14 protein-coding genes and 2 tRNA genes are annotated in these 12,007 nt (G+C 33.0%); 7 read left to right on the forward strand and 9 right to left on the reverse strand.

The genetic code is table 11. From position 1 onward, the window contains the following. The first annotated feature begins 57 nt into the window (after positions 1 to 57). The gene (locus tag AC9UEH_RS07310; protein ID WP_509530235.1) at positions 58 to 330 is read left to right on the forward strand and encodes an HU family DNA-binding protein; all 273 of its coding nucleotides are present in this window, start codon (positions 58 to 60) and stop codon (positions 328 to 330) included. Positions 331 to 382: 52 nt separating this feature from the next. On the opposite strand, the gene AC9UEH_RS07315 is transcribed toward AC9UEH_RS07310, so the two are convergent. The 4 genes from AC9UEH_RS07315 to mutS form a co-directional block, all read right to left on the reverse strand. After that, positions 383 to 745: a DUF1508 domain-containing protein gene (locus AC9UEH_RS07315; protein WP_509530238.1), complete on the reverse strand. Its 363-nt coding sequence runs from the start codon at positions 743 to 745 to the stop codon at positions 383 to 385. A gap of 93 nt (positions 746 to 838) precedes the next feature. Further along, positions 839 to 923, reverse strand: a tRNA-Leu gene (locus tag AC9UEH_RS07320). 36 nt (positions 924 to 959) lie between these two features. After that, positions 960 to 1,032, reverse strand: a tRNA-Gly gene (locus AC9UEH_RS07325). A gap of 147 nt (positions 1,033 to 1,179) precedes the next feature. Then, positions 1,180 to 3,786, reverse strand: coding sequence for a DNA mismatch repair protein MutS (gene mutS, locus AC9UEH_RS07330; protein ID WP_509530241.1), 2,607 nt, complete (start codon positions 3,784 to 3,786; stop codon positions 1,180 to 1,182). Between the two features lie 162 nt (positions 3,787 to 3,948). Between mutS and AC9UEH_RS07335 the strand changes: the two genes are divergently transcribed. Both AC9UEH_RS07335 and AC9UEH_RS07340 read left to right on the forward strand, forming a co-directional pair. Next, complete coding sequence (locus tag AC9UEH_RS07335; RefSeq protein ID WP_509530244.1) at positions 3,949 to 4,422, forward strand: DUF1573 domain-containing protein; 474 nt, start codon at positions 3,949 to 3,951, stop codon at positions 4,420 to 4,422. A 69-nt stretch (positions 4,423 to 4,491) separates the two neighbouring features. After that, the gene (locus tag AC9UEH_RS07340) at positions 4,492 to 5,019 is read left to right on the forward strand and encodes an RNA methyltransferase (RefSeq protein WP_509530246.1); all 528 of its coding nucleotides are present in this window, start codon (positions 4,492 to 4,494) and stop codon (positions 5,017 to 5,019) included. A 1-nt stretch (position 5,020) separates the two neighbouring features. Here AC9UEH_RS07340 and folK read toward each other — a convergent pair whose 3' ends face one another. Further along, on the reverse strand, positions 5,021 to 6,160 hold the full coding sequence (folK, locus tag AC9UEH_RS07345) for a 2-amino-4-hydroxy-6-hydroxymethyldihydropteridine diphosphokinase (protein WP_509530249.1): 1,140 nt from the start codon (positions 6,158 to 6,160) through the stop codon (positions 5,021 to 5,023). Positions 6,161 to 6,237: 77 nt separating this feature from the next. Continuing rightward, on the reverse strand, positions 6,238 to 7,032 hold the full coding sequence (locus tag AC9UEH_RS07350) for a DUF2797 domain-containing protein (RefSeq protein WP_509530252.1): 795 nt from the start codon (positions 7,030 to 7,032) through the stop codon (positions 6,238 to 6,240). Positions 7,033 to 7,150: 118 nt separating this feature from the next. Between AC9UEH_RS07350 and AC9UEH_RS07355 the strand changes: the two genes are divergently transcribed. From AC9UEH_RS07355 to AC9UEH_RS07365, 3 genes are all read left to right on the forward strand, one after another. Continuing rightward, a complete protein-coding gene (locus AC9UEH_RS07355) occupies positions 7,151 to 8,659 on the forward strand; it encodes a GH3 auxin-responsive promoter family protein (protein ID WP_509530255.1) in 1,509 nt (502 codons plus the stop codon). A 290-nt stretch (positions 8,660 to 8,949) separates the two neighbouring features. Next, positions 8,950 to 9,888: a pseudouridine synthase gene (locus AC9UEH_RS07360; protein ID WP_509530258.1), complete on the forward strand. Its 939-nt coding sequence runs from the start codon at positions 8,950 to 8,952 to the stop codon at positions 9,886 to 9,888. Positions 9,889 to 9,933: 45 nt separating this feature from the next. Next, complete coding sequence (locus AC9UEH_RS07365; RefSeq protein ID WP_509530260.1) at positions 9,934 to 10,296, forward strand: nuclear transport factor 2 family protein; 363 nt, start codon at positions 9,934 to 9,936, stop codon at positions 10,294 to 10,296. Between the two features lie 25 nt (positions 10,297 to 10,321). On the opposite strand, the gene AC9UEH_RS07370 is transcribed toward AC9UEH_RS07365, so the two are convergent. The 3 genes from AC9UEH_RS07370 to AC9UEH_RS07380 form a co-directional block, all read right to left on the reverse strand. Continuing rightward, entirely contained in the window at positions 10,322 to 10,516 is a 195-nt protein-coding gene (locus AC9UEH_RS07370; protein ID WP_509530263.1) for a hypothetical protein, read from the reverse strand. 153 nt (positions 10,517 to 10,669) lie between these two features. Then, entirely contained in the window at positions 10,670 to 11,128 is a 459-nt protein-coding gene (locus tag AC9UEH_RS07375; RefSeq protein ID WP_509530266.1) for a hypothetical protein, read from the reverse strand. A 10-nt stretch (positions 11,129 to 11,138) separates the two neighbouring features. Continuing rightward, positions 11,139 to 11,513 (reverse strand): hypothetical protein, encoded by a 375-nt coding sequence (locus tag AC9UEH_RS07380; RefSeq protein ID WP_509530268.1) that lies wholly within the window; start codon positions 11,511 to 11,513, stop codon positions 11,139 to 11,141. A gap of 92 nt (positions 11,514 to 11,605) precedes the next feature. On the opposite strand from AC9UEH_RS07380, the gene AC9UEH_RS07385 reads away from it, so the two are divergent. Continuing rightward, positions 11,606 to 11,875, forward strand: coding sequence for a helix-turn-helix domain-containing protein (locus AC9UEH_RS07385; RefSeq protein ID WP_509530270.1), 270 nt, complete (start codon positions 11,606 to 11,608; stop codon positions 11,873 to 11,875). Positions 11,876 to 12,007 lie beyond the last annotated feature (132 nt).

The following is a 12,007-nucleotide window of genomic DNA, read 5'->3' on the forward strand; positions in this document are numbered from 1 at the left end:
TTCCTACTAATTTTGTTAGAGAATTAAAATTTTAACCAACATTTAATAACTATTATTATGAATAAATCAGAATTAATTGACGCAATCGCTGCTGATGCAGGAATTACTAAAGCAGCAGCAAAATCAGCTTTAGAATCATTTTTAGGAAATGTAAGTGGTACTTTGAAAAAAGGTGGAAGAGTATCTTTAGTAGGTTTCGGATCTTGGTCTGTTACTGCTAGAGCTGCAAGAGACGGTAGAAACCCTCAAACAGGAGCAACTATCAAAATTGCTGCTAAAAAAGTTGTTAAATTTAAAGCTGGAGCAGATTTAGAATCAGCTGTAAACTAATAATTTACCAATATAAATTAAAGCCACGCAATTGCGTGGCTTTTTTTATTACTTACAATTTAATTTCTTCTTTTGTAAAAAGAAAATCATTAAAAGAAAAATCTAAAATTTCTGATTTTTGAGAATACAACAGGATTTCCTTAATTCCTTTTTGTAACATTAATTCGGTATTATATTTTCTGCTTGTTGCAAAATGAGCTTCTTCCAACATAATTTTAAAATAATATTTTCCTCCAGCAGTTCGCACCTTTACGAAGTTAACTTCTTCAATTGCATTTTTGAAATAGTCAATTCCTTCCTCGCATTCAAATTTTAACTCGTAGCGAAAACTGGTGAATATTGCCTTGCCTTTTCTGGAAGTGAAGACAAATTTATAATAATCGTCAAATCTTTTACTGATAACGAAAGCACTCATTTAATTTTTGGTTTTAGATTGATGATTTTAGAATAGGGATAGTTGAAATTAATTAAAATAAAAAAGCTCCAAACTAAGTTTGAAGCTTTCTTGTACTCGGGACGGGACTTGAACCCGTACGACCATTACAGTCACTGGATTTTAAGTCCAGCGTGTCTACCAATTTCACCACCCAAGCATTTTGAAATTAAAAAATTTAATTTCTATGGTATAGAGCGAAAAACGGGGCTCGAACCCGCGACCTCGACCTTGGCAAGGTCGCGCTCTACCAACTGAGCTATTTTCGCATTTCAATTTTTAAAAAGAGCCGCTTTACTTGTTATGTATAGCGGGGGCAAATTTAATACATTTATTCAATTATACAAGTCTTTTTAGTAAAAAATAATAGCAAGAATTTAAACTTCTGATAACGTTGCCTTTAATACAAAAACTAATTATTTCTTAGTCAACATTCTTTTAATTTCGTTGAGTTTCATCATCGCTTCAATTGGCGTCAAGGTATTGATGTCTAAACTAAGTATTTCTTCTTTAATTTCTTCTAATAAAGGATCATCCAAATTAAAGAAACTCATTTGCATTTCTTCCTTTTCCGCCTTAATTCCCGTTAATGCATCGCCAGAGTGATCTTTTTCTAATTTTTTTAATAACTTTTGCGCTTTTAAAATCACTGTTTGTGGCATTCCAGCCATTTTAGCCACGTGAATTCCAAAACTATGAGCACTCCCTCCTTTTACTAATTTTCTAATGAAAAGCACCGTATCTTTTAACTCTTTCACTGACACATTATAGTTTTGAATTCGAGATAACAATTCACTCATTTCATTCAACTCGTGGTAATGTGTTGCAAATAAAGTCTTTGGTTTTGAAGGATGTTCGTGCAAAAATTCTGCAATTGCCCACGCTATCGAAATTCCGTCATACGTACTTGTTCCTCTTCCGATTTCATCTAATAAAATCAAACTTCTATCAGATAAATTATTCAAAATTGAAGCCGTTTCATTCATCTCAACCATAAACGTGGATTCTCCCATCGAAATATTATCGCTCGCTCCAACTCTCGTAAAAATTTTATCGACAATTCCCATTCTCACGTTATCCGCTGGTACAAAACTTCCCATTTGTGCCAACAAAACTATCAAAGCAGTTTGTCGTAAAATGGCTGATTTACCAGACATATTTGGACCCGTAATCATAATTAATTGCTGTGTATCTCGATCTAAAAAAACATCATTGGCGATGTACGGCATCCCAACGGGCAATTGTTTTTCAATCACAGGATGACGACCATTTCTTATATCCAATTCAAAAGTTTCGTCTAATTCCGGGCAAACATATTTGTTTTCAATCGCCAATTGTGCAAAAGAAGTCAGGCAATCCAATTGCGCTACCAAATTTGCGTTTAGCTGAACGGGTTTAATATAAGTAGTAATCCAAGCAACCAATTGCTCGAATAAATCCATTTCTAATTTGTGGATTTTTTCTTCGGCACCGAGAATTTTGGTTTCATATTCCTTAAGTTCTTCCGTGATATAGCGTTCAGCATTTACCAATGTTTGCTTGCGAATCCATTCAGTTGGAACTTTATCTTTGTGCGTATTTCGAACTTCTATATAATATCCAAAAACATTATTAAAGGATATTTTCAATGATGAAATTCCCGTTTTTTCAGATTCTCGTTTTTCAATTCCTTCCAAAAACTCTTTTCCAGAAGTTGAAATTGCCCGTAAATCATCTAATTCTTCACTGATTCCTTTGGCAATTGCGTTTCCTTTTGCAATAGCAACAGGTGCATCTTGATTCAAAGTTGTTTTGATTTTTTCACGCAATAACTCGCAACTGTGCAAGGTATCGCCAATAACTTTCACGGCTTCTTGCGGACTTTCTAACGCTAATTTTTTAATTGGAATAATAGCATCCAACGATTCTTTCAAATAAACCACTTCGCGCGGGGAAACTTTTCCAGTTGCAATTTTAGAAATCAAACGTTCCAAATCAGAAATCTGCTTGATTTGGTGTTGAATATTCTTTAAAATGGGCTGGTTTTCTTTCAAATAAGAAACCACTTCGTGCCGATTTCTAATTTTATGAATGTCTTTCAAAGGCAATGCCAACCAACGTTTTAGCAATCTTCCACCCATTGGCGAAAGCGTTCTATCGATTACATCCAATAAAGTTACGGCGTTGGGATTGTAACTGTGGTACAACTCTAAATTCCGAATTGTAAACCGATCCATCCAAACATATGCGTCTTCTGCAATGCGTTGAATGGAAGTAATGTGTTGTAATTTATTATGTTGCGTTTCCGATAAATAAAATAAAATTGCTCCCGATGCAATGATTCCTTCGGGTAATTCTTCGATTCCAAATCCTTTTAAAGAGACTGTTTGAAAGTGATTTGTGAGCGTTTCAAATGCGTAATCTTCTTTATAAACCCAATCTTCCAAATAAAAATTATGATAATCCTCGCCAAAAGTTTCCTTAAAATCGTTTTTATTATTCTTTGGAATCAAAACTTCACTTGGATTGAAATTCTGTAATAATTTGTCTATATAATCTTCCGTTCCTTGAGCCGTTAAAAATTCGCCCGTAGAAACATCTAAAAAAGAAATTCCAATATTTTTTTTACCAAAGTAAATAGAAGCCAAAAAATTATTTGATTTTGATTGCAAAACCTCGTCATTCATTGAAACACCTGGTGTAATTAATTCTGTAACGCCTCTATTGACAATTGTTTTCGTCATTTTTGGGTCTTCTAATTGATCGCAAATAGCCACACGAAGTCCCGCTTTTACCAATTTAGGCAAATACGTATTGATAGAATGGTGCGGAAAACCAGCCAAAGCAGTTTCTGTTGCCGAACCTGCACCACGTTTTGTGAGGGTAATTCCAAGAATTTTTGACGCACGAACAGCATCTTCACCGAAAGTTTCATAAAAATCACCTACACGAAACAACAAACAAGCATCCGGATATTTCCTTTTGATTTCGTTATATTGCTTCATTAACGGGGTTTCCTTTACTTCTGTTTGTTTAGCTGCCAAAGTTTTTATTGTTTTAAAAGTGATATGAATATTACAAAAGCGAATTTAATTATTTTATACTGAATTAAGTACTTTAGAAAATTAATTTAATTTTAAGAAAATTTTATTAGTAGAATTGAAATTTTTATTTAGATTTGTTCCAATAATTTAATTAAAATTACAATGAAAAAAATATTTTTATTAGCTATGCTAACAGTTTTAGGAGTTACTACTTCTAATGCACAAGAAACAAAAAAAGCAAAAGCACCTGCAGATGCTAAAGTTATAGCGCCAAAAGTTGAAGGTGCTGGTATGGTTTTTGAAACAGAAACTATTGATTACGGAACAATTCCAGCGGATTCTGATGGTACCCGTAAATTTGTTTTCACAAATAATGGTAACAAACCGTTAATTATTTCAAATACACAAGGATCTTGTGGATGTACTGTTCCAACAACTCCAAAAGAGCCTATCGCTCCTGGAGCAAAAGGGGAAATTGGCGTGCATTATGCAACAGATAGAGCTGGTCAGGCTTTTACAAAAACAGTTACTGTAACTTCTAATGCTGAAGGTCAGCCTACAAAAGTATTAACAATTAAGGGAAATGTTTTGGCTCGCGAAACTCCCGCTGCAGTGATAGCTGTACCAAAAAGCTAAATTTATTTATATGATATAAAAAAGCTTCCTTTTAATAGGAAGCTTTTTTTTTAATATTATCCTAAAACTATGCGAAAGCTAGAAAACAGTGAATTAAACAGAAAATCTATTGATGATTTCAAAGAAGCTTCAAAAACACCACTTATTATTATTCTCGACAACATTCGGAGTTTGAATAATATTGGTTCTGTTTTTAGAACTTCCGATGCTTTTTTAATAGAAAAAATATATTTGTGTGGCATTACAGCAACTCCTCCAAATAAAGAAATTCACAAAACTGCTTTGGGAGCAACAGAAACTGTAATTTGGGAACATTACGAAAGTGTTTTGGAAGTCATAAAAAAACTGAAATCCGAAGGTGTAAAAGTATTTGCCATTGAGCAAGTTGAAAGTGCGGTTTTTCTTCAAGATTTTGAAGTTGAAACCAATGTAAAATACGCTTTGGTTTTTGGAAACGAAGTTTTTGGTGTTTCACAAAACGCAATTGAATTGTGTGATGGAACAATAGAAATTCCTCAATTAGGAACCAAACATTCTTTGAATATTGCCGTAAGTGCCGGAATTGTGATTTGGGACTTTTTTAAGAAAATGAGGTGATTTATTCCGCTAATTTCTTTCTGATTTCTTCCAATATAAAAATATAATCGCTTTGTTTCTTTACGAAATCTCTTTCTGAAACATCAATAATTAATACGTTTAAGTTGGTTTGAGATTTGATATAATCCAAATATCCTTTATTGATTTTATCCAAATATTCTGCAGGAATTTCTTGCTCGTAACTTCTGCCTCTGCGTTTGATATTTTGCAGCAATCGATCTGTATTTTGATACAAATAGACATACAAATCAGGCTTTGGCATTTCCTTATAAATAATATCAAAAAGCGTTTTATACAACCGATATTCATCTTCTTGCAGTGTAACTTTTGCAAAAATTAAGGATTTGAATATGTGATAATCTGCAACAATAAAATCCTTAAACAAATCAAATTGCGCTAAATCATCTGATAATTGTTGGTATCTGTCCGCCAAAAATGACATTTCTAATGGAAAAGCAAATCGGTTTTGATCTTTATAAAATTTAGGTAAAAACGGATTATCAGCAAACCGTTCAAATACAGTTTTTGCATTAAAATCTTCGGCAATTTTAGAAGCCAACGTTGTTTTTCCTGCGCCAATATTTCCTTCAATTGCAATGTAATTGTACTGTTGTAAATTGTATTTTTGTAATGGTAATTCCAAATCAGAAACTATTTTACAAACGCTTTTATCTTCACATTCATCAATTAAAACAGGAATCGTTTTCTCGAAAATAGGATGTACAAAATCCAATTGCAAGTCGTTTATTGGCAATAAAACAAACAAACGGTTTTGCATTTGCGGATGCGGAATTTCCAATGTTTCCGTTTGAACGATTTCATTTTCAAAACTAATTATATCAATGTCGATGGTTCGAGATTGGTAACCAAGTTGCTGTTCTTTTCGAATTCTTCCTAATTTCTTTTCGATTTTCAAAATTCCAGACAATAATTTCAGCGGCGATTTATGTGTGTGAATTGCAATTGCACAATTATAAAAAGCGTCACTTTCAAAACCCCAAGAAGGAGTTTCGTATAATTTTGAGACTTTGAAAACCGTACCGAGTTCCAATTGAATCAATTGAATGCATTGTTGGATATTTTCAAGACGATTGCCTTGATTGCTTCCTATCGATAAAACGGCTTGGTTTTGGATTTTCATATTAACCGCAAATTAACAAAAGAAATTCAGAATAGAAGTATAATTGCAAAGACTGTTAATAAATTTATTATTAAAATTTAAACATCTATCCGCACCACATATCCTTCTGAGCTTCGAACATTAAAAACCGTTCCATCTTCAAAAATAAGATATTGCCCTTTTATACCTGTTAATTTTCCTTTGAAATTTGGTATTTTATCTAAACTTAGACTGTTTATTTTATTTGGATATTCTAAAACGGGATAGTTCATTTCATATAAATCATTTTTTTCTAAATGAAAATATTCCCGAACTTCGGTAGGTATTAATTGTTCTAAATTGGAACGCGCTTCAATTAAATCGATGTGTGCAATATCGTTTGTAAGCATTTTACGCCAATTAGTTTTATCGGCAAAATGATTTTTTAGAGCAACTTCTGTAATTCCTGCCAAGTACCGATTGGGAACTTCTATAATAGCAATTGCCTTTTCGGCACCTTGATCAATCCAACGTGTTGGGACTTGCGTATTGCGCGTAACCCCTACTTTCACTTCGCTTGACAACGCCAAATAGATAATATGCGGTTGCAATTGCACTTTTTCTTCATACGCCAAATCTCGGTCTTGAATTCCAAGATGCGCCGTGCTTAATTCGGGTTTCATAATCCAATCACCAACTGCTGGACTTGAATAAAAACAATCATAGCAAAATCCTTGGCGGAAAATTTTCTTCTGCTTTCCGCAATTCAAACATTCAAAGCCTACAAAATTAATTTCAATATTTTTATTTAATAACTGATTGACATTTAGAAAACTATCTTGAAAAATCAAATAATATTGAATGGGGTTTTCAAACTCGGTTTGCATTTTTTTGAGGACGCCTTGGTATGTCATTAATTTAAAAGTTTAAGGTTTGGAGTTTTAAGTTCCGAAAAATTGCTATTTTTGGTAAAGTTAGCATTTGTTTGTCGTTTTACAAATCTAATATTCTAATTCTAAAATCAAAATCAGAATGCCGATATCTATTATCAATTCCTTTGCGACTTGGGTTTTAAAACAGCGCATCCATCAGATGGAGTTGTTCTTAAAATACCCAAATGAGGTACAAGAAGAATTGCTAATGAACCTCATTCGATCTGCTGAAAACACTTTTGTTGGCATAGAAAATGGATTTGAATCGATAAAAACGTATGCTACTTTTATTCAAAGAGTTCCTATTTCAACTTATGAAGATTTGCAGCCTTTAATAGAGCGAACGCGACAAGGCGAACAAAATATATTTTGGGGCACACCGATAAAATGGTTTGCAAAATCGAGTGGAACAACAAATGCCAAAAGCAAATTTATCCCCGTAAGTACTGAGGCTTTAGAAGATTGTCATTACAAAGGAAGCAAGGATTTATTGTGTTTGTATTTGAATAACAATGAAAATTCCGAATTGTTTTTGGGTAAAAGTTTACGCCTTGGTGGGAGTTCTCAAATCTATGAAACCAACAATACTTTTTTTGGTGATTTATCAGCAATTCTAATTGAAAATATGCCAATTTGGGCTGAATACAGCAGCACGCCAAGCAATAAAGTTTCCTTGATGAGTGAATGGGAAACCAAAATTACAGCCATTATCAATGAAACTAAAACTGAAAATGTCACTAGTTTTGCGGGCGTTCCTTCGTGGATGTTGGTATTATTGAATACGGTTTTAGAAGAAACCGGAAAAGGAAATTTATTAGAAATCTGGCCAAATTTAGAAGTATATTTCCATGGTGGCGTTAGTTTTGATCCGTATCGGGAGCAATATCAAAAAATAGTCCCGAAGAGTGATTTCAAATATTATGAAATTTACAATGCTTCCGAAGGCTTTTTTGCCATTCAAGATTTGAATAATTCAAATGATTTACTGTTGATGTTGGATTACGGGATTTTCTACGAATTCATTCCGATGGAAACTTTTGGAAATTTGAGTCAAATTGCCATTCGATTGTGCGATGTTGAATTGAATAAAAATTACGCCATTGTAATTACAACAAATTCTGGTTTATGGCGCTATATGATTGGCGATACCGTTCGGTTTACTTCCTTGAATCCGTATCGAATTCGGGTAACGGGAAGAACGAAACACCATATCAATGTTTTTGGCGAGGAGTTAATGGTGGAAAACACCGATCGAGCAATTGCCAAAGCCTGTCAACTTACCAATACTGAAATGGTAGATTATACTGTGGCGCCTATTTTCATGAAAGATAAAGAAAAAGGAGCGCACGAATGGATGATTGAATTCAAGAAAAACCCATCAGATCCTATCGCTTTTGGAAAAATATTAGATGAAACACTGCAAACTTTAAACTCGGATTATGAAGCCAAACGGTACAATAATATGACTTTAAATCCATTACAAGTGAATATTGCACGACCGAATTTATTTTATGATTGGCTGAAAGACCAGAACAAATTAGGAGGTCAACATAAAATCCCAAGATTATCAAATCAACGTGATTATTTAGAGAAATTGAAGGGGATGTAATGCTTTATTACTAGGTTAATAATGTTAAAAGCATTAAAAACTTATAAAATAAAGGTAAATAAAAATTAACAGACCTAGATTATATATGAGTAGCGGGTTATTTGACTATCGAATAAGAGAAAGTTAAAGTGCTTTTTTTAATAGTAGTAAGGAACAATAAATACTTCAAAATAGGCAAAATGCAAAACTGTATCCAAATAAATTGATAAATTAGAATATTACGGTTTATAAAAAGCATTTATAGATTGTCAAATTTATAAATGGTATCTTTGCAAAAATTATAGCATATTATGAATAACAAGGAAGGCAATAACAAAAAAAGCGGCGGTAGAGCGAACAGTTCAAGACCAAGCTCAAATAAGCCAACCCGAGCCGGAGGCGAACGGAGCGGAGCTAAACCTGCGATGCAAAAACGGGCACAAGGGCCTAAAAAAGTAAAAATAAATACTAAAGTTGCAGCAATTGCGTCGGATAAAGTGGAGAAAAAACCAAATCAAGCGCCAAAAAGACCGAAAGTTAAAGACGAAATTCGATTGAATAAATACATTGCAAATTCGGGCGCTTGCTCTCGTCGTGATGCCGATATTTACATACAATCTGGGAATGTGAAAGTGAATGGAATTCCTGTTACTGAGATGGGATATATGGTAAAACCAGGCGATGTAGTGAATTTTGACGGGAATGTTTTGACTCCTGAAAAGAAAGAATATATTTTGTTGAACAAGCCAAAAAACTTTACAACAGCATTGGACGAAGGTCAAGAATACCGTAATGTTTTGGAATTAGTGAAAGGTTCTACGACTTCAAAAATTGGAGCTGTAGGAAGAATGGATAAAAATACGACGGGTTTATTGTTGTTTACGAATGACACGGATATGATTCGTAAATTTACGTTGCCAACAAACAAATCTTCAAAAATTTACCAAGTTTCTTTGGATAAAAACTTGAAATTTGAGGATTTAGAAAAAATCAATAAAGGTTTGGTTTTGGACGGTCACCGTGTTTTTGTAGAAGATGTAAGTTACATTGAAGGTGAATCAAAAAGTGAAATCGGACTGAAATTGCGTTCTTCAAATGTGAAAGTGGTTCGCTCTATTTTTGAACATTTTAGTTACGATGTTTTAAGAATTGACAGAGTTGCCTTTGCAGGTTTAACCAAGAAAAATTTACCTCGAGGAAACTGGAGAATGCTGACAGAACAAGAAATTATCAACTTGAAAAATTCTTAAATAAGTCGAAAGTTTTAATGTCGTAAAGTCAAAAGTCTCAAAATAATGACCCCAGAAAATTTACAATCTATCGCTTTTAAATGGTTTGATGCTTTCAACAATCACAATTTGGAGCAACTATTATCTTTATATGATGACGATGCCGAACATTACAGTCCGAAATTGAAAATACACAAACCAGAAACCAACGGTTTGATAATTGGGAAACAGGCGCTGCGAGAATGGTGGCAAGATGCGTTTGCCCGTTTGCCGAGTTTGAATTACAAAGTGACTTCGCTTACCGCAAATGGCGATCGGGTTTTCATGGAGTATATTCGTTCTGTTGCTGGCGAAGAAAATACGCTCGTGGCAGAAGTGCTAATCGTGCGAGAAGGCAAAATCATTGCTTCTCGAGTGTATCACGGGTAGGTAGGTTTATTCATTTAATATGAATTTATTTCAGATTCTTATTTACTTTCACACCTGACAGGTTTCCAAAACTTGGAATAGAAGAATAATTTTCATTTGGGCGTGCCCTCGTTTTGAACGTCATTGCGAAGAATGAAGCAATCTCTAAACTCGGTCGGGTGTTCCGCTGCAAGTCCTCGCCAAGTTCCGCTTTCGCTACACTTGCTTGTGGACTATCCACTTCACCCCCTCACGCAATTCCGACTTTTAAGAACGTTTAATTTTTAAAGAACACTTAGAAGAGTTGGGTTTACTAAAAAAATTTAATAAATCTCTTTGAATATGCTAATAAAACCTGCAGTATTAGTTAAGCAACATTTTTAAAATTATTTTTCTATTTTGTCAATGCTTTTCTTCTTTCAATTTCAGCTCTTAAATTATTAAACCAAGAATTATAAATTTCTGGAGTTTTTAACATCGATTCTTTTTCTTCAGCTCTCTTACTATAACCATCATTTTTTATAGCAATAGTTCCTTCATAAAAAGTAATTTTAACCTCCGTTAAAGCGGAATTAAATTCTTCAATATAAAAAGTTGCTTTTGATTTTCGTGATAATTTTCTGCTTACTTCAATTCTTTTATAAGCATTTATTAATCCAGTTTCATTACTAGCATTTTCAACTAAATATCCTTCAGATTGAAGTAAAGAAATAACAGATTTAAAGACCATATCCTTACCAGTTTCATACTGTTTTGTGGTCATGATTTTAATTTGTGAAGGAGTTAACTCAGGAACTACTGTAGCACAAGAAAATAAAAAAGTAAGCGCTAAAAAACAATAAATTTTTTTCATAATTTTAATTTTAAAAAGAAGTTGATATTACTGAATAATCAATAACCTTATCAAGGCTATCAAACGTTATTATTAGATCAAAAGATTGTGAACTTGAAGAAACGCTGGCTTTTTGTCCAAAAAAAACTTCGCTACTTCCCGCCTTAGTTTGAGCACTCATTTTGTTATAACTCCAAACTTCATCATTTGATTTATTTTTGGTTGTTAAATTCGGTGAACCAAACAATTTTAATATTTCATCTTGAGATGTAACATTTTTAATGATTTTACTTTTAACCATTCCAAAAGTTAAATTACTCTTTTGTGTGGGTTCAGAATTTGCCCCATATTTGTGTGCCGTACAACTTATCACGGTAAGTAGTATTAAAAGTAAAAGTTTTTTCATTTTTGATAATAATTTAGAATTATATTACAAATATGTAAAATTATAGCAAATATGCTATAACAAAATAATATTTATTAGTTTCTTTTTGGTAAATGAAAAGAAGTGACAATTTAACAAGGACATTTACATTTGATGAGGATGGATTGCGGTTGTTAGCCAAACGACTAAAAGAAATTCGGACAGAAAAGAAAATTAGTAAAGAAGAATTAGCCTATCGTTCAGAATTAACACTTTCACAGATTGCAAGGATTGAAACCATAAAAACTAATCCTACTATTAGTACATTATTCAAAATAATCAGAGCTTTGGAGATTTCCCCTAGTGATTTATTCAATTTTGATTTGACTAGAAACAACAAATAATAAGAATTTGATATTATTATTGAAGATGAAATTCGTAAAATGGTAATTATTTAATTTCATAAAATTGATTAAACAAACTTTTCCCAATTCTCATTTCACTTTCAAACTTTTCAAGCTATCTTTGTACTCTAA

It is taken from the genome of Flavobacterium sp., from assembly GCF_040402835.1.
In the GTDB taxonomy this organism is placed as follows: Bacteria; Bacteroidota; Bacteroidia; order Flavobacteriales; family Flavobacteriaceae; genus Flavobacterium.

Coding starts and splice junctions, on each gene's coding strand:
- AC9UEH_RS07355 (WP_509530255.1), top strand. CDS start 7,151: ATGCCGATATCTATTATCAATTCCTTTGCGACTTGGGTTTTAAAACAG.
- AC9UEH_RS07310 (WP_509530235.1), top strand. CDS start 58: ATGAATAAATCAGAATTAATTGACGCAATCGCTGCTGATGCAGGAATT.
- AC9UEH_RS07350 (WP_509530252.1), bottom strand. CDS start 7,032: ATGACATACCAAGGCGTCCTCAAAAAAATGCAAACCGAGTTTGAAAAC.
- AC9UEH_RS07335 (WP_509530244.1), top strand. CDS start 3,949: ATGAAAAAAATATTTTTATTAGCTATGCTAACAGTTTTAGGAGTTACT.
- AC9UEH_RS07385 (WP_509530270.1), top strand. CDS start 11,606: ATGAAAAGAAGTGACAATTTAACAAGGACATTTACATTTGATGAGGAT.
- AC9UEH_RS07340 (WP_509530246.1), top strand. CDS start 4,492: ATGCGAAAGCTAGAAAACAGTGAATTAAACAGAAAATCTATTGATGAT.
- AC9UEH_RS07365 (WP_509530260.1), top strand. CDS start 9,934: ATGACCCCAGAAAATTTACAATCTATCGCTTTTAAATGGTTTGATGCT.
- AC9UEH_RS07360 (WP_509530258.1), top strand. CDS start 8,950: ATGAATAACAAGGAAGGCAATAACAAAAAAAGCGGCGGTAGAGCGAAC.
- AC9UEH_RS07380 (WP_509530268.1), bottom strand. CDS start 11,513: ATGAAAAAACTTTTACTTTTAATACTACTTACCGTGATAAGTTGTACG.
- folK (WP_509530249.1), bottom strand. CDS start 6,160: ATGAAAATCCAAAACCAAGCCGTTTTATCGATAGGAAGCAATCAAGGC.
- AC9UEH_RS07375 (WP_509530266.1), bottom strand. CDS start 11,128: ATGAAAAAAATTTATTGTTTTTTAGCGCTTACTTTTTTATTTTCTTGT.
- AC9UEH_RS07315 (WP_509530238.1), bottom strand. CDS start 745: ATGAGTGCTTTCGTTATCAGTAAAAGATTTGACGATTATTATAAATTT.